The organism is Succiniclasticum ruminis DSM 9236, from assembly GCF_900112895.1.
GTDB classification, from domain to species: domain Bacteria; phylum Bacillota; class Negativicutes; order Acidaminococcales; family Acidaminococcaceae; genus Succiniclasticum; species Succiniclasticum ruminis.
On sequence record NZ_FONL01000003.1, the window covers coordinates 36,344 to 52,348 of the forward strand.

Annotated in this window: 15 protein-coding genes; all 15 read left to right on the forward strand. The window is 48.3% G+C overall.

All coding sequences use genetic code 11. The features are described 5' to 3' along the window. The first annotated feature begins 19 nt into the window (after nt 1–19). The 15 genes from pckA (at nt 20) to BM159_RS03520 (ending at nt 15,941) form a co-directional block, all read left to right on the forward strand. Entirely contained in the window at nt 20–1,633 is a 1,614-nt protein-coding gene (gene pckA / locus BM159_RS03445; protein WP_093912877.1) for a phosphoenolpyruvate carboxykinase (ATP), read from the forward strand. Between the two features lie 122 nt (nt 1,634–1,755). Continuing rightward, the gene (locus BM159_RS03450; RefSeq protein ID WP_093912878.1) at nt 1,756–2,991 is read left to right on the forward strand and encodes a glycerate kinase type-2 family protein; all 1,236 of its coding nucleotides are present in this window, start codon (nt 1,756–1,758) and stop codon (nt 2,989–2,991) included. 265 nt (nt 2,992–3,256) lie between these two features. Then, complete coding sequence (locus tag BM159_RS03460) at nt 3,257–4,615, forward strand: DUF3298 and DUF4163 domain-containing protein (RefSeq protein WP_093912880.1); 1,359 nt, start codon at nt 3,257–3,259, stop codon at nt 4,613–4,615. A gap of 13 nt (nt 4,616–4,628) precedes the next feature. Next, nucleotides 4,629–5,012 (forward strand): hypothetical protein, encoded by a 384-nt coding sequence (locus BM159_RS03465; RefSeq protein WP_218149489.1) that lies wholly within the window; start codon nt 4,629–4,631, stop codon nt 5,010–5,012. A 152-nt stretch (nt 5,013–5,164) separates the two neighbouring features. Beyond that, nucleotides 5,165–6,013 carry a hypothetical protein gene (locus BM159_RS03470; RefSeq protein ID WP_093912882.1) on the forward strand — a complete coding sequence of 283 codons (849 nt, stop codon included), beginning with the start codon at nt 5,165–5,167 and terminating at the stop codon, nt 6,011–6,013. A 97-nt stretch (nt 6,014–6,110) separates the two neighbouring features. Continuing rightward, entirely contained in the window at nt 6,111–6,830 is a 720-nt protein-coding gene (locus BM159_RS03475) for a hypothetical protein (RefSeq protein ID WP_093912883.1), read from the forward strand. Between the two features lie 150 nt (nt 6,831–6,980). Next, entirely contained in the window at nt 6,981–7,613 is a 633-nt protein-coding gene (locus BM159_RS03480; RefSeq protein ID WP_093912884.1) for a hypothetical protein, read from the forward strand. Between the two features lie 133 nt (nt 7,614–7,746). Further along, nucleotides 7,747–9,657: a hypothetical protein gene (locus BM159_RS03485; RefSeq protein ID WP_093912885.1), complete on the forward strand. Its 1,911-nt coding sequence runs from the start codon at nt 7,747–7,749 to the stop codon at nt 9,655–9,657. Between the two features lie 26 nt (nt 9,658–9,683). Further along, the gene (locus BM159_RS03490) at nt 9,684–10,775 is read left to right on the forward strand and encodes a zinc ribbon domain-containing protein (protein WP_093912886.1); all 1,092 of its coding nucleotides are present in this window, start codon (nt 9,684–9,686) and stop codon (nt 10,773–10,775) included. A gap of 14 nt (nt 10,776–10,789) precedes the next feature. Continuing rightward, nucleotides 10,790–11,287 (forward strand): hypothetical protein, encoded by a 498-nt coding sequence (locus BM159_RS03495; protein ID WP_093912887.1) that lies wholly within the window; start codon nt 10,790–10,792, stop codon nt 11,285–11,287. Nucleotides 11,288–11,349: 62 nt separating this feature from the next. Continuing rightward, nucleotides 11,350–12,276 (forward strand): hypothetical protein, encoded by a 927-nt coding sequence (locus tag BM159_RS03500; protein WP_093912888.1) that lies wholly within the window; start codon nt 11,350–11,352, stop codon nt 12,274–12,276. A gap of 174 nt (nt 12,277–12,450) precedes the next feature. Next, on the forward strand, nt 12,451–13,086 hold the full coding sequence (locus BM159_RS03505; RefSeq protein WP_093912889.1) for a lactate utilization protein: 636 nt from the start codon (nt 12,451–12,453) through the stop codon (nt 13,084–13,086). A gap of 14 nt (nt 13,087–13,100) precedes the next feature. After that, complete coding sequence (locus BM159_RS03510; protein WP_093912890.1) at nt 13,101–13,571, forward strand: Rrf2 family transcriptional regulator; 471 nt, start codon at nt 13,101–13,103, stop codon at nt 13,569–13,571. A 43-nt stretch (nt 13,572–13,614) separates the two neighbouring features. After that, nucleotides 13,615–14,736, forward strand: a complete 1,122-nt coding sequence (locus BM159_RS03515; protein WP_093912891.1) for a GTPase — start codon at nt 13,615–13,617, stop codon at nt 14,734–14,736. 32 nt (nt 14,737–14,768) lie between these two features. Continuing rightward, nucleotides 14,769–15,941 carry a GTPase gene (locus BM159_RS03520; protein WP_177205895.1) on the forward strand — a complete coding sequence of 391 codons (1,173 nt, stop codon included), beginning with the start codon at nt 14,769–14,771 and terminating at the stop codon, nt 15,939–15,941. Nucleotides 15,942–16,005 lie beyond the last annotated feature (64 nt).

The window sequence follows — 16,005 nt, forward strand, 5'->3', positions numbered from 1 at the left end:
AAAGAGAAGGTAAGTAAGAATGGCAGTTTTGAATTTGGAACAGTACGGTATTACCGATGTAACGGAAGTCATCCACAATCCGTCCTACGGATTCTTATATGAAGAAGAAATGAAACCCGGACTGGAAGGGTATGAAAAAGGCCAGCTGACTGAACTGGATGCTGTGAACGTCATGACCGGCATATACACCGGGCGCTCACCCAAAGACAAATACATTGTCATGGATGAAAACTCCAAAGACACAGTGTGGTGGACGACACCTGAGTATCCGAATGACAACCACGTCATGAGCGAAGAAGTTTGGGCGAAGGTAAAAGAAGAAGCCGTTAAGCAGCTTTGCGGCAAGCGGCTGTTTGTAATGGACGCTTTCTGCGGCGCCAACGCGGACACCCGCATGGCCGTCCGTTTTATTATGGAAGTGGCCTGGCAGGCGCACTTTGTGAAGAATATGTTCATTGCTCCCACAGAGGAAGAACAGGAAAACTTTAAACCGGATTTCGTAGTGTACGCTGCGTCCAAGGCAAAAGTTGCTGATTATAAAGAACTGGGAATCAATTCCGAAACATGTATCGCCTTTAACATTACCAGCCACGAGCAGGTCATCCTGAATACCTGGTACGGCGGTGAAATGAAAAAAGGCATGTTCTCCATGATGAACTACTACCTGCCGCTGCAGGGCATCGCTTCCATGCACTGTTCTGCCAACACGGACCTGAAAGGCGAAAACACCGCGATTTTCTTCGGTCTGTCCGGCACCGGCAAAACCACCTTGTCCACAGATCCCAACCGCTACCTTATCGGCGACGACGAGCACGGCTGGGACGACAATGGCATTTTCAACCTGGAAGGCGGCTGCTATGCCAAGGTCATCGACCTGGACAAAGAGTCCGAACCGGATATCTATAACGCGCTGCGTCGCGACGCGCTGCTGGAGAATGTTGCCGTGGACGCAGAAGGCAAGGTGGATTTCCATGACAAGAGCGTGACGGAGAACACCCGTGCTTCCTATCCTATCAAACATATTGAGCATAATGTTAAGCAGATCCGTGATACTTCTTCCGGCCCTGACGCGAAGAACGTGATCTTCCTGTCTGCAGACGCATTCGGCGTGCTGCCTCCGGTTTCTATCCTGACTCCGGAACAGACCAAGTATTACTTCCTGTCCGGATTCACTGCCAAGCTGGCCGGCACGGAACGGGGCATTACCGAACCGACACCGACTTTCTCCGCCTGCTTCGGCCAGGCTTTCCTGGAACTGCACCCGACAAAATATGCGGACGAACTGGTGAAGAAAATGGAAAAATCCGGCGCTAAGGCGTTCCTGGTGAACACCGGCTGGAACGGAACCGGTAAACGTATCTCCATTAAAGATACCCGCGGCATCATCAACGCAATTCTGAACGGGGATGTGAATAAGGCTCACACCAAAAAAATTCCCGTATTTAATCTGGAAGTTCCTACCGCGCTGCCCGGTGTGAATCCGGCGATTCTGGATCCCCGGGATACCTATACGGATTCTGCGGAGTGGGACGTGAAGGCTAAAGATCTGGCAGAACGGTTTATCAAAAACTTCAAAAAATATGAAGGGAATGCTGAAGGGAAGAAACTGGTAGCTGCAGGCCCGAAGCTGTAAGGAATATTTCATCGTGTGAAGATAAATACCCTGACTGTTTACGGAAAACGTAGAAATTCCGGAATGTGCTCCACGGCACATTCCGGATTCTTTTATAAGGTTATTTTGAAAGAGGAGAGCGGATGGACAAAGTATTGCGCGAAGACGCCGAAAAAATCATATATGCCGCGCTTCAGGCAGTGCAGCCGGATGAAGCGGTACGGCGCACGCTGAGGGATTACCGGTTTAATACCGGACGGAAAATTTTAGTAGCGATCGGCAAAGCGGCCTGGCAGATGGCAAAGGCGGCGACAGATACGCTGGGACAGGTGGACGCCGGTATTGTCATCACAAAATACAAACATGTGAAGGGCGATATTCCCGGTGTGGAATGTTATGAGGCTGGCCATCCGATTCCGGATGAAAACAGTTTCGCGGCAACCAGGAAGGCGCTGGAAATGGTAAAGAACCTGGCGCCGGAGGACACGGTGATTTTTCTTGTGTCCGGCGGAGGCAGTGCATTGTTTGAACTTCCGCTGATTCCTGAGGAAGAACTGCAGAAGATTACGCTGGGTTTGTCAAACAGCGGCGCGGATATAGTGGAACTGAACAATGTCCGCAAGCGCCTCAGCGGCGTAAAGGCGGGACGGTTTGCCCTGGCCTGTTATCCGGCGAAGGTGCTGAGTATCGTTCTGAGTGATGTATTAGGCGACCCCCTGGACAGTATCGCCAGCGGGCCGGCCTATCCGGACAGCAGTACCTGTGCCCAGGCAAAAGCCATAATAGAAAAATATAAAATCCATCTGTCTCCGGAAGCAGCAGCGCTGCTGGAACAGGAAACGCCGAAAGAACTTAACAATATAGAAACACATGTTAACGGTTCGGTGAAGGAACTTTGCGCTGCAGCGGCGCGGACGGTGGAAGAGATGGGATATAAAGCGTTAGTTCTGACTGATGAACTTCGGTGTGAGGCTAGTTCGGCAGGCAGTTTTCTTGCCAGCATTTTGAAAAGCCATGCCTGCAGCAAACAGTCTCTCGCATTTATCGCCGGTGGCGAAACCGTTGTCCGTGTCACCGGGTATGGCACCGGAGGACGGAGCCAGGAACTGGCGCTGGCAGCAGCGCCTGGTATTGCCGGGCTGGAAGGCGCCGCGATTTTCTCCATTGACAGCGACGGCACAGACGGTCCTACCGACGCGGCCGGCGGCTATGTGGACGGGGAAAGCATCGCTGCCCTGGAAGAAAAAGGAATCAATTTTGACAGTATGCTGCGGGAGAATGATTCATATCACGCGCTGGAAGCCATCGGCGGGCTGATCATGACAGGCCCCACAGGCACTAATGTGAATGATCTGGCGGTTGCGTTGCTGAAAAGATGAAGGAATCACTTAAGCAGCGGACACTTCCGTTTGAATCAAATATTGAAGACGCACAAAAATCCGGAATACCTGGAAAACCAGGTGTTCCGGATTTTTTGCTGTTCTCAGTTCAAATTCAATTTATTCCTCTGCGAAAATATGGTAAAATTAATAAACAAAGTGATGTCCGGTGTTGCAATGACATACTATTGTCGAAAAATCGATATAACATGAAAAGAGTACAAATAAAAAATGTGCCGTTATTGTGCGAAAAGGAGGTTATCACATGAATAAGATGAAAACGGCAGCAACTGTACTTGCAGCAGTTTTTGCGTTTGCTGTCGCGCCGGTTTTTGAAACAGGCCTTGCAGATACAAGCGGCCTTGCGGGGACAAATGGGGTAACCGGTATAAGCTGGTCGCGTCCTGTTTTTGCCGAAGGTAACGGCGTGGATTACCAGCTGGGGCTGCACTACATTCCGCTGGTGACGCGTACGGAACATTATGACGTGAGCGACGAGAAGGGTGACCTTTTACGCGCCCGCTGGACAGGCATCCGGGTAACCGGCCCCGTGCCGTTTGAACCGAATATTAACAAAGCACTGGATGCATACACTGCAAATGAAAGTAAAAATTTCGCTGCTTCAAGCAGGAAAATGTTGTCCGATGCTAAATTAGACCACAGCGAACGGGCGAAGTATGGCGCTACGTTCTTTCCCGCTTTTGAGGATAACAGAGATATCTATGTGCGGCGGGCCGACTCCCTCGTGGTGAGCCTGCTGGAATCCGGTTCCAGTTATATGGGCGGCGCCCATGGTATGTATGGTTTCACAGGCAAAACCTTCGATACCTACACAGGAAAGGAGATGCAGCTGACTGATATTTTCACAAGCCCCACTGCCATGACAAATGCCATCAAACAACAGCTGATGTTTGATTATCCCAAAGCATCATTTCAGGGAAACAACGGCGCCAGCATGCGTGAGATGGTGGACCAGCTGGCGAAGGAGGGGCATCTGTTCTGGACCATGGATCCCCGGGGCGTGACTTTCTATTTCAATCCGTACATCCTCGGTTCGTATGCGGAAGGGGTTTTCACCACTACGCTGCTGTATTCCGAGAGGCTCGATATTTTCAAACATGATCAGTACACGCAAGCCATTAGTTGGCGGGGGCCGAAAGCCTATTGCATGGAAATTCCTTCCTACCTGCCCGTACGTTTAAGCGACAGCCCGCGCGGTGACAGGCTGTCCGTGATGAACGATCCGGAAGAACTGCTCATTGATTACTGCGGCGAACAACTGAAAGATAAGTTTAATGCAAAACAGATCCGCGCCACACTGGTGTCTATGCCGGAGGGTGAACGGTACCTGTATGTGGATTATCAGAAGGAAGACTGGAAGCACGCCGTACGGGTATATGCCCTCCGCAACGAACCGGTCTTTGTGGGCGAGTATGCCATGACGCGTTTTATTTCGGATATGGTAGGGAATAATGGCTCGGACTGGTACGTGATGACAGATCCCCAGGCGTTTTACATGACGGCCATGCCGGGCAGCGGCTATGCTCCCTGGACAAAGCTGACCTGCCGGATAGGCGCAAACGGTGCGCCGGAAGTGTATGAAGTGGAAGGCGGGAAAGGGTAACAGGAGATTCAACATGAAAAAGTTTATTGTTGCGGTGCTTTTGTTGACAGTGGCAGTGTTTTCTGTTTCGGTTCTTCCCTGCGAGGCAAAGGATATCTGGGTGGATCGCTGGCAGAACAGTAATGCGGACGTTTATGTGATGGACGAAACGCTTGTCTGGGAAGAGAATCTGGAAGGTAAGTTTTTCAGGGTTTCCACAAAAGAGGTGCAGAACGGAAGACTGAAACGCATCGTAAAATGGAAATATATAAAACATGGGCAGGAAATGTGGCGCTATGAAACGAATCAGATGGACGGCAGCCATATGACAGTGGTTTCGCCCGGGGACAAAGTATTTGACTTCTGCATGAAAAGAATCGGCTGGCAGTACCGTACGGAAGATTTCTGGTGCTATTAAAACCGCATTAGTCTAATTCGACAGCTTGATTTGAAACTGAACCTGTAAAGCACATGCGGAGGCTTTAACCTGCTTTTGGTGCTTTAACCGGGTGTGCGTATGATTGTTTGTTGAAAACGGTCCGATACATTTTTTGCCGGAGGAAACCGGGGATGAAAAAGTTTTTATTATTAGTGCTTTGCATGACAACATTGTTCATGTCAGGCTGCGGTGACAAGTTCGCAAAGGAAAAAGAAGCCATCAGCAAAGCGGAAAAAACGGCTATGTCCATGCAGATGCCGGTTCTCGTGAAACCGGATGACTGGAAGCAGCCACGTCCGCCCAGGCAGGAGTATACGCAATATCAGGCTGGCCTGGATAAACTGATTGCAACTGAAAAGAAGATTCTGGCAGAGATGCGAAAGTCAGATGCGCAGATTACCGCGTTGTTAAATCAGGCCGGCGACGAAACGGAAAAGAAAGACCTGTTGGCGTTTAGAGATAAAGTGCGTCAGGACCGCATCAATTTTGTAAGGAAGATTTCCCGTAACCGGCTGAGCGGGGATCCGTTTGTTGTAGGCGTCGGCAGTACATGGGAAGAAGTGGAAATGGTTTATGGTAAGCCTTCCGGTACTGGCAAGCCATTTATCGGCGCAAAAGAATATGATTATAAAGGGGTGAGCTTTAAAGACTGGATCGGCGGCGGTGTTCCGCCTCTTGAAGTAAGGAAAAAATGGGTATCAAGGACGGTATTGTACGCTTCGACGACAGATAAAAAGATTGTATCTGACGCCGGTATCAGGGTTGGCATGACCCGGGACGAAGTGTATAAGATTTTAAAATCCAAATATGTAAATAAGACTTATAATGCGAAGAGAAACGCGATGCAGGTTGACAAATCAAAGAAAGAAGATGGAACCGATATAGTGGTCCAGTTTGCGATGAAAGAAACGGGACCGAATCTTATGTTCTTAGAGTTTAAAAAAGGCAGACTGGTCAGGTATACGGCCGGCCCCAATTGAGCGGCAGAGTTAATTGTTGGTTCCGGACGTTCAGGAAAGGTATAAGCGTGTTGCGACGATTTCATCCAAAGCGTCATTAAGGATGTGTGGAAATAGTATGAAAAAGGTAAACTGCTGGCTGTATAGATTGTTTTTTCTGGTCGCTCTGTTTTGCTTATTTGCGCATGCGGCTTTTGCCACACCTGCTATACCGGTGGACAGGGACGAGTTCTCCATAGGCAATACCGTCACAGCAGAGTTCACTGCCTATGGGGTGAAAGCACAGCATACGGGTTATAAGGAAGAAATTAAAGATTCGCGGATTTTTTACACGCGAAGGGGTACGGCAGACCCTGGTCAGCCGCTGCGGTTTACTCTTGCGGCGAAGCAGTCGCTGCAGGGGGCGGTTCAGGAATTGGAAGTTACGATGCAACCCTATGCGGAAATGAACCGCTACGCAGGAAAGAAGCTGGAAAAATTCTATCGTAAAATAAAAGGCACGGCGGGAAAACGGCTGAACGTGAATATGGAATATACGCTGCCGAAAAATTCGCGCCTGCTGGTAGCCACGGTGCAGCTGAAAGATTATTACAAAAATGGTAATCAGGTGCTGCCGCGCTACACTACGGTAGAATATGAACTGAATGTGGTTGGCTTTGCGGAAGCCAATGCGACGCAGCTAAGCGGTAAAACTGTAAAGAAGGTGAACGACAGCAAAGGCAAGCTGATGATTATCGAGAAAAAAGGAACGGATGCCGCTGTCGCGGCAGCAGGCATTGGCATTCCGGTCCTCGCGGCATTGCTCTATTGGTTTATCCATAAACGCGGGAAAAAATAATATTGCTTTAGCGACGGTTAAAACATCCCGGTTCCGTACGATGACCGGGATGTTTTTAGTATAATATGTGTGAATCATTATCGGTTTATGATATAATTATTATAATAATTTTTATATTTGTAAATTATGCGGTTAAACGGGAGAATTGTTATGGCGGACAACACCTATAAAAGTAAAAACATTACCATGTGCTATGACGGAAAATACCGTTGGGTGTATGAACTGGACATGTACAAATCTCCGGTGATCATCAAAGAAGTGTGGAGAGCGATGCTTGTCGCCGGTGTGATAGTGCTGGCAATTTTGTTTGCGATAAATATTATGGATGGCGATTTAATGGAAACGCTGCAGTTTGTGGCGCAGGCGGCGGCAATCCTGTTTGGTATTTTTCTTGTGCTCAGCATCATCGGATATCTCGTTTTTGCGTACATAATCGGCGGAAAATATTGCGTAGTGTTTGAGATGGATGAGGAGGGCATCAATCACAAACAGCATGATAAGCATGTAAAGAAATCTGAACTGGCAGGTGCGATCACTGTCCTCGCAGGACTGGCAGGCGGCAATTTGAGTACCGTAGGCACAGGTATTCTGGCGGCGTCGCGCACATCTATGCTGACTTATTTTGACGATGTGAAAGAACTGGAGATTTTGCCTAAAGAGCACCTGATCTGTTTGAATGAAACGCTGAGCCGTAACCAGGTGTATGCAGAAGACGAAGACTTTGCGTTTGTGGCGAATTATATCAAAAGTCATTGCAGGAACGCAAAGGTGAGAGAAGGATAAAAGGAAGAATGTAATTATGAATGTTATAGCAGCAAATTGATTTGGAAAAATCCAAGGTTGTCGGAACATGGTAAGATTGGTATTGTATAACGTTACGGTTGTTATGGCGCGGTTTTAGAGCGGGGATTTGGTTATGGGACTGACAAAGTTTTTGAAAGGAACAGCGGCAATTCTTACTGTTGCGGTGTTGGCGGTTGCATTGAGCGGATGCGGCAGCGGAGGCAGGAAAAAAGAAATCAAGGGCTTTTCTGTACCTGCAAATAAGTTGCCGGAGGGCGTTATTTCTGTTATCAGGCCGAAACCGAATAATGAAACTCTTTTTGTCCGCGCATTGGTTTTTGAAGCTGTTCGCCGTAATCAGGTGGCCAGATTATACACTGAAGCGCTGATTCATTTCGATCCGAAAAAGGGGAGCCCTGCAGATCATGAAAGGCTGCTGAAAAAAATGAAAGCAGCCTGGAAGAGCGCACAGGAGTCTGCTTCGGTGGCAACATTTTATGCCCTGGGCCTGTCTCAGTTGGAGAGAACAGAAGGATATAATCCGTATCAGAAAAAGACAGCAATGCTGACGCTTCCGGAAATCCGCCTGGTGCCGACAGTGTATGCGGAAGAAAAAAGCAAACAAGTAAAATTGCCTAAAAGCTTAGAAGGTAAAAAGTTGATGAGTATCTCGCAGGCTTTGCGCCACAGCAGTGCAAAAGCATGTGATGTTGCGGATACGATGAAACCAAGATATGATAATGCAGAATTTTACGATGCCGCCTATAAAGCCGCAAATGTAGCTAAATCAGCGGGGAAGGTTGCCGGTCTTGTTATTGCCGGAGGCGCGGCAACGGCTACTGCTCCTGTTGCAGTGTGTATTGCCGGAGGCGCGGCATTTACGGCAAACTTTCTTGATACAGGGTTAGATGTCTTACAGACAGGCGTGGTTCTTCTAAAGGGAGAAGAAGATAAAACCCTGGAGAAAGTTCAGGTTTATACCGGAGCTGCTAATTTTTTTCTCAATATTGCTTCAAATGCAGCTTCATGGGTAAACGATAGTAAGTCCGCTTTTAATTATGCAAAAACTCTTGCCGATAAAAAAGGAGCCGCTCAGAGTAGTAAATATCTTGTAAAAAGGTTAGCTAAGAATTCGATAGATAATTATTCTAAGGCTTTTAAAAATTGGAGTGAACACAACCCCACGTGGGAAGACGCCGATACCATCACATCGGTACCGGATTTTTGTATAGATTTTCACGAATTACGAGAGAATTCCGGAGAGATTTGCGGAGATGTGAAAGAATTGTGGAAGTCGCTGAAAGGTGATGACGCCCTGGCAATTAATATGCGTAAAACGGAAGACGGCAGTACTGAAACCCGCGTAGGTTCTCTAGCGTTAAAGAAAACGAATGCCAGGGATAAAGAGAAAGCAGAAGCCCTGGGTTTGAGCGGTACGATGGACGACTTAAGAAAAAAGGCGGAAACTGCGGAAAAGGAAAAAGCTTCTAAAACTGTCGCTACATCTAAAGATCTGGAAAAAGAAGCGGAAGAAGTTTCCAATGCAGGGGACGCCGGTAAATATGAAAAAACATTCAACACGTTTATGAACTCGACATTACAGGGACTGATCAAGTCTGTTTTAGGGCCGGGGGGAAATATCCGCGACTTGGATAAACTGATTAGCGAAGCGGCCGGGGAAGAAATGAAAGCAACCGGAATTATGGTTTCAAGAGATGAAAAAGGGAACATAACCAAAGCGGCAATTGTTGGGGAAAAGAAAAAAGTATTGGCGCCTTTTGCACCTGAAAAAGTGGCGGGAACCTATAGCGTATATGTGGCAAAAGAAAAAAAGAGAGTAACTGTCAGAGTAAGGAATAATGGAGGAAAACTGTCTGTAATATACAGTTATCATTGGGGACCTGAAGGGCATGAAGATGAAGAATTGACTACAGTAGGACCATTCACCCCATCCTATGACCCTCAGACCGGAAGGGGTCACGCAGGAGAATACTCCTTCCAGTTTACCAATAACGGTAGCGGTATGAGCTTGAGCGTGCACTGAATAATTTGAAAAGGAGTATCAGCTTTATGAACCTTGTTTTAAAAACTGCTTTACAGTTTTTGCTGATAGGCGTGTTCCTGGTGTTTTCTGCCATACATGTATCTGCTGCAGAGGTGCGTCGCGTACCGGATTATGATTTGGTGGGACAGGGCTTAATGGCTCTTACGTTGGACGTGGAAGGATCAGACAACTTCCGCTATGCCGGGCTGGAAAACAAAATGCATACCTATCGTGGAAAAATAAAGCTGGAAAGCAAGCTGAAATTTGTGATTAAGGCCACACTGGCAGGAACAAAGACTTTGCCGATTACTGGGCGGAGCTGTTCCATTCGTATGCAAATCGTTGCAAAAAAGAAAGGAAAAGTGATTAAAACACAGAATTATAAGAAAGATAACAAGAGTAATCTGTTCCTCAGTTATACGGCGCCCAAGGGGGCAGATACCATTGAAGTCAGTGAAACCTTTATATTGAACAACAAGAGTAAAAATAAAGAGTATAACAAGCAATTGATTGAGAGGAACAAGTTGATTCTTACTACTTCTGACGTGAGCGCCGCCGTTGTGTCGACAAAATCAGCCGGAGGCAATAAAGGCGCAACTGGCAGTAGTAATGATAAACAGAACGGTGAAGATAAAAACAAAGCTGAGGGAGGTAACGCTAATGAAGGTAAAACCTTCAGTACGGGCATGCTGGCTGGCGGCGCAGCGGCAGTAGCGGTAATTGGCGGCGGAGTATTCTTCTTCATGAAAAAAAGGAAGGCAGACCAGGCCACTAACGAAGAAAGAACACGTACAGAACAATTGCGTCAACAAGCGATTCAGCGTCAGCAGGAATTGCAACAGCAGAATTTGCAGCGCCGCCAGGAAGAGATTAATCAGCATAACCGGACGCTGGAAGAAAACCGGATGCATCAGCGGCAGAAAAGCGGACCACAGCCGGGAGTGGCAGGCAATTATGTGGCCGGTACAGCAGGTGTGATGGGCAACGCACAAAGTAATGCAACGGAGAATCCGGTACAAACTATGCCGGACGCGCCCCCCCATTTTTGCCAGAACTGTGGCGCACCGTTAAAACCCGATACCAGGTTCTGTGAAAACTGCGGGACAAAAGTGAAATGAAAAGAGGTATAAGCATGGAAAAGATCAGGGTTATTACATTGTGTTTCGTTTTGTTGTTTGGCTTTGCAAGCTTTACGCATGCAGAACTTCCAGCCAGCCGAATCGCCTTAGGCGTGCAGCTGGGCGCTAAGTTTGAAGATGCGAAGAACGTATTCGGCGTTCCCGAACGTGTCACGATGGAAGAGGTGAAATCGGAAGCCTATGGTGATTTTGTGGAGTCCACGTTCATTTATGAAAAAGAATCCATTATTGTGAAATTTTATAATGAAAACGCCTGGCGGATTGAATCCAATGGTAAAAACGGCTGGGCAACCCCCGACGGTGTGACGGTAGGCATGTCGTTAAAGGATATGTACGCGCGGTTGGGAAAGGAAGATATTAAAAACCCGGCTGAAAACGGCGAAACGCTGTACTGGTATAATCATGATACAAAACAGCAGGTTAATGTCGGCAATCTATATGTGTTTGTAAAGAATGGACGTGTTTCAAGAATTGTGATCGCGTATCAGTGACAATTTCGAAAACGCATAAGCAATATAAAGTTTAAATAAAACCAGCATAAAGGAGGCAGGGCATGAAAAAGAAAACCGATGTAAAAAAATATTCAGGCACTTTTAATAAAATTTTGCCTTTCCTTTTTGTTTGCTATGCTTTTCTGTTAACATTAACCTGTGTATCCGGCTTTGCGGCAAACCCTTCTTCCGAAAAAGCAATTGGTCCCGAGGATATCCCGGAAGGCGTATACCGGCGTTTTTCTCCCAGAGAAGAAGTAACCTATCTGGTGGTGATGCACAAAAAAGGAACGCTGGCGGGGGATCCCTTTAAACGTACTTACATAGGTATTGAATCCGTGCGGCGGAGCCATCCTTCCCATCCGGATGGCAGCGTGTTCATGGCAGCCCGTCTGCGGAGCTCGAAAGAGTTTAAACTGAATCCGGCCAAGGAGGCCGGTCCGGTTCCGACTGACGATATGGTCGCGTTTATGCTGGATTACGCGGAAACCGTCAATGCCGACGGGACAAAGGGGCTGAAGAAAAACCAGTCCCAGGCATATGTGATGCAGCCTGCGTTCGACGGACGCATCAACATCATAGGTTCGGAAACGCTGTCTGCGCCGTTATGCGGACATTATATCCCTGTAACCGACAGGCCTGCTCCGTTGGTGCTGCAGCAGGCCATGATCAAATACATGTTGGAAGATTTCATCCCCGCCGCGACCAACATGGACAACCGTTCCCAGTTCTATGATTACAAGATGGAGTTCCTGACGGGGGACAATCCTCCGGTGGATTGCTGGGCAGGCTGGTACCTGGTTCAGGTATGGGAAGACAGGAACATGGATAAGTACGATTCCCGCTACCAGATGAATTTTATCGTGGGTGATACAGGCAATGAAATCAAATTGCTTACTTTATACGACGGAAAAATGTGGCCGGTGTATGAGGACGACCGTCTGAAGGGCAAAACAAACCGGGGCCCGCAGGTTGTGCCGAAAGGATAATATGCTGTTGTATTGCCTTTCATGACAACAAATTGTAAAATATTTAAGTAAACTGCGTGAGGAATGGGTTTTTCCATTCCTCATTTTAATTTTTAATGGTATAATAAAAAGAGTATTCCAGTGACCAGTTATCCTTTTATAAAAATATTAAGCTTGCCGGGGAGGGAAATCATTATGGCGGATCCGAGAACAGAACGCAACGCCTTATTAGGCGCCACACTGGTGAAAAAGTTACAGGCGCGGGCCTTTGACGCATATTACTGCGCTACGAAAGAGGAAGCGCTTAAGCAGGCGCTGGCTCTTATTCCGGAAACAGATGTGATTTCCTGGGGCGGTTCCGCTACCATTGCGGAAATCGGTCTGCTGGAGTATGTGCGGAAGAATTTTAATTGTATTGACCGGGATACCGCGAAAACACCGGAAGAGCGCATGGAGATTATGCGGAAGGCCTTGCTTTGTGATACATTTTTAATGAGTACCAACGCCCTGACGACAGAGGGTGAACTGGTGAACATAGACGGCAACGGAAACCGTTGTGCCGCTATGATTTACGGGCCGAAACAGGTCATTGTCATCGCCGGGCTGAACAAGGTTACAGGGAATTTGCACAGTGCCATTGACCGCGCCCACACAACGGCTGCAGCTATCAACATCCAGCGTTTCGGCGCCAAAACGCCCTGTGCGCTGACCGGAGTCTGCGCGAACTGTAACTTTGCCGATACCATCTGTAACTATATCGTTGTCACCCGCCGCAGCAAACCGGCTCATAAGATCAAGGTTATCCTTGTAGGTGAAGACGTAGGATTTTAAGGAGATAAACGATTATGCAATTTTCTTCCCGTTTTACGATTGCCGTACATATTCTGTTGGCAGTCAATGAATTTGAGGGACAGTTCAAGACGACGTCCTTCTTTTTAGGCAACAGCGTCAACGTAAACCCTGTCATTATCCGCAAAACGCTGGGACAATTAAAAGATGCCGGACTGGTTACTGTGGAGGCCGGTGTGGGTGGCGCGGCTCTGGCGAAAGAACCGAAAAAGATCACACTGTGGGATATTTTCTGCGCTGTGGAAGACAAAAAGGAAGATCTGTTCCATTTCCACGATCCCAACCCGGACTGCCCCGTGGGAGGAAATATCCACGCGGTCATGGACGGGCGTCTGAAGAAGTTCAAACGGAACCTGCAGAAAGATATGGACGATGTAACCCTGCAGGATCTGGTTAAGGATCTGCGTAAGGAACTGAAGAAGAACCGGAAGCTGGGATTCGCGCCAGCGCCTGCGGAAGAGGAGTAAGCATAAGGTTTCCGTGCAGGAAGGACTCGGAGGTGTATTCCCAATGAAAGAAGAGGACGTAAAGAAATTAATCGATAAACTGCAGTATTTTGATTACGACAAAGTACTGGACAAGATACGCAAGAACGTTAAAAAACCGAGCGTCCTTGTGACCGGTGGTACCGGTGTGGGAAAGAGCAGCCTGATCAATCATCTCTTCGGTATGGACGTGGCTGCCACAGGCAACGGCAAGCCCTTGACGGACCGCATTACCCGCTATGAGCCGGAGAATCTGGACGTGGTGCTGTATGATACCCTGGGCTACGAAGTGGGGGAAGATAAACAGCAGCAGTTTTATAAAGACGTAATCGGCTTCGTGAAAAATGCCAACGGCCAGGGGGATGTCCAAAAGTATGTGCATCTGGTCTGGTATTGTATTTCTGCCGCCAACAAACGGGTGACCCCTACGGATCTGGACGCAATCGCCGCGTTGGAAGGACTTACCAAGGTCTGCGTGGTGCTGACACAGATCGACGCGGCTACCATGATTGAATTGGACGAGATGAAAAAAGTTTTGCAAAAGAAACTGCCGAAGACAGACGCGTTCATGGTGAGTATCGATCCGCGGATTCCAGAAGAAAAAATGCAGTGGGGCGAGCTTCTGAACTGGTCGGTTGAGCATCTGGACGCCGGATTGCAGCTGGCGTTTGCCCAGGCTCTGGGGCAGGAACTGAGCGCGAAGCATATCCAGGCAGACAAGCTGATTCACAGGTACGTGGCGGCTGCCGCCGGCGCAGTAGTGTGTCCGTTACCCATGACGGACTCTGCAGCGCTGATTGCCATCCAGACTACTATGGCGACGCATCTTTTCAATTTCTGGGGCATCGACCGGGGAACTGACAAAATTAAAGAAGTTTTTGTCAACGTGGTGGTAGCCAATACGGGGCGGATATTTTCCCGTTCCCTGTTGAAGCTGATTCCCGGCGCGGGCTCCGTTGCAGCGGCTGTAGTGAACAGCGGCGTGGCCACCTCCTTCACGTATGCCTTTGGCCGGGCGGTTAATGAAGTCTGTTATAAAACCGCGTCCCGTATGGCAAAAGGGGAAAAGGTGGATATCACGTCTGCCTTTGCCATGGACGTGATTATGCAGCTGATTCAGAAGTATTATAAAAAGAATGCAGTATGATTTTTAGCAATCGTTACAGGTGACTTATGTCAATGAGAATCTGGAACCGTACGGGAAGCAAAGGACCTCATAAAAAAGAAGGTTCTCCTTCAGGAACGGAAATGGCCGCGAAGGATTACCGCGGCCAGCAGAAAACAGAACAGAAAACTAAACCGCACAAACCCGCTGTGAGGAATATTCTTGTGCTGGGAAAAACCGGGGTGGGCAAGACTTCCCTGCTGAATTACCTTTACGGCTTTGACCTGCCCACAGGAGCAGGCCTGCCTAAAACGGGGAAAGGTCTCCACGAGAATGTGATTACCCGCAACGGGACAGCTTACCATGTTTTCGATACCTGGGGGATTGAGGCGGATTCTCTGCCGGAATGGCGGAAGGAAGTGCTGGCGCTGGTGCGCAAACGCAATACATCCCCCCATATCAGAGACTGGTTCCATGCAGTGTATTACTGCTTTTCCGCCAACACCGCCCGCATTGAAGAAACGGAGATTGAAGAGATCCTTGTGCCGTTGCTGCAGTCCGGCTGCAAGGTGATCGTGGTTCTGACCAATGCGGAGGACGGTTTCCGGAAGCAGGAAAAGATAGAAGGCATGAAAGAGTATCTGCAGGAAGAGATGACAAAGCGCCTGCATCGCGACCCGCAGCTTGAAATTATCCCTGTTGCCAGTATTGCCGGCGAGACGCTGGCGGGAGATTCCATTTCCCGCTTTGGCCGTACCGAATCGCTGGAAGCGGCGCAATATAATCTGGCGGACGATATTGAAAAACGCCTGCCGGCCATTTATAAAATGAACGTGCTGAACAAGCTGGGAGCATGGAAGGAACGCAGCCTGCTCCTGCTTGCCAACGGTAAGATCAGCTTTGTGTTGAATAATAATTCTGCCAGGCAGCTGATTGATCTGATTAATTACGATTTGCTGAATACTTTCGGCGCCATTGATGCGGATGGCGATAAGCTGGAAGCAGAAGCCAACGAATACCTGTTGGCGGCGGGGGACAAAAAACCAATGGACCGGCGCTGGCGTCCGGACTTCAGCCGCATCACCTATGTAAAAGGTTACGAATACAGCAAAGGCTTATCTGTCGGGCTTGCGGTGGATGTGGCTGCCAGTCTGCTGCGTTCTTCGAAAAGCATCCGTGAAAACCTGAGCCGTCGGGTAGAGAAGACCTATGCTGCAATCATGGACAGCATGAAGAGCAGGAGATAGAAGCATTTAGAATATTAATATAAAAATAAACTTAAGGCATACAAGTAAACTTTAGAGAGGGCGA

Excerpts from the sequence above, each read along its gene's own strand:
- BM159_RS03465 (WP_218149489.1), top strand. The coding sequence starts at position 4,629 with ATGAAAAAGTTTATTGTTGCGGTGCTTTTGTTGACAGTGGCAGTGTTT.
- BM159_RS03490 (WP_093912886.1), top strand. The coding sequence starts at position 9,684 with ATGAACCTTGTTTTAAAAACTGCTTTACAGTTTTTGCTGATAGGCGTG.
- BM159_RS03485 (WP_093912885.1), top strand. The coding sequence starts at position 7,747 with ATGGGACTGACAAAGTTTTTGAAAGGAACAGCGGCAATTCTTACTGTT.
- pckA (WP_093912877.1), top strand. The coding sequence starts at position 20 with ATGGCAGTTTTGAATTTGGAACAGTACGGTATTACCGATGTAACGGAA.
- BM159_RS03470 (WP_093912882.1), top strand. The coding sequence starts at position 5,165 with ATGAAAAAGTTTTTATTATTAGTGCTTTGCATGACAACATTGTTCATG.
- BM159_RS03510 (WP_093912890.1), top strand. The coding sequence starts at position 13,101 with ATGCAATTTTCTTCCCGTTTTACGATTGCCGTACATATTCTGTTGGCA.
- BM159_RS03480 (WP_093912884.1), top strand. The coding sequence starts at position 6,981 with ATGGCGGACAACACCTATAAAAGTAAAAACATTACCATGTGCTATGAC.
- BM159_RS03475 (WP_093912883.1), top strand. The coding sequence starts at position 6,111 with ATGAAAAAGGTAAACTGCTGGCTGTATAGATTGTTTTTTCTGGTCGCT.
- BM159_RS03505 (WP_093912889.1), top strand. The coding sequence starts at position 12,451 with ATGGCGGATCCGAGAACAGAACGCAACGCCTTATTAGGCGCCACACTG.
- BM159_RS03450 (WP_093912878.1), top strand. The coding sequence starts at position 1,756 with ATGGACAAAGTATTGCGCGAAGACGCCGAAAAAATCATATATGCCGCG.
- BM159_RS03515 (WP_093912891.1), top strand. The coding sequence starts at position 13,615 with ATGAAAGAAGAGGACGTAAAGAAATTAATCGATAAACTGCAGTATTTT.
- BM159_RS03495 (WP_093912887.1), top strand. The coding sequence starts at position 10,790 with ATGGAAAAGATCAGGGTTATTACATTGTGTTTCGTTTTGTTGTTTGGC.
- BM159_RS03460 (WP_093912880.1), top strand. The coding sequence starts at position 3,257 with ATGAATAAGATGAAAACGGCAGCAACTGTACTTGCAGCAGTTTTTGCG.
- BM159_RS03520 (WP_177205895.1), top strand. The coding sequence starts at position 14,769 with ATGAGAATCTGGAACCGTACGGGAAGCAAAGGACCTCATAAAAAAGAA.
- BM159_RS03500 (WP_093912888.1), top strand. The coding sequence starts at position 11,350 with ATGAAAAAGAAAACCGATGTAAAAAAATATTCAGGCACTTTTAATAAA.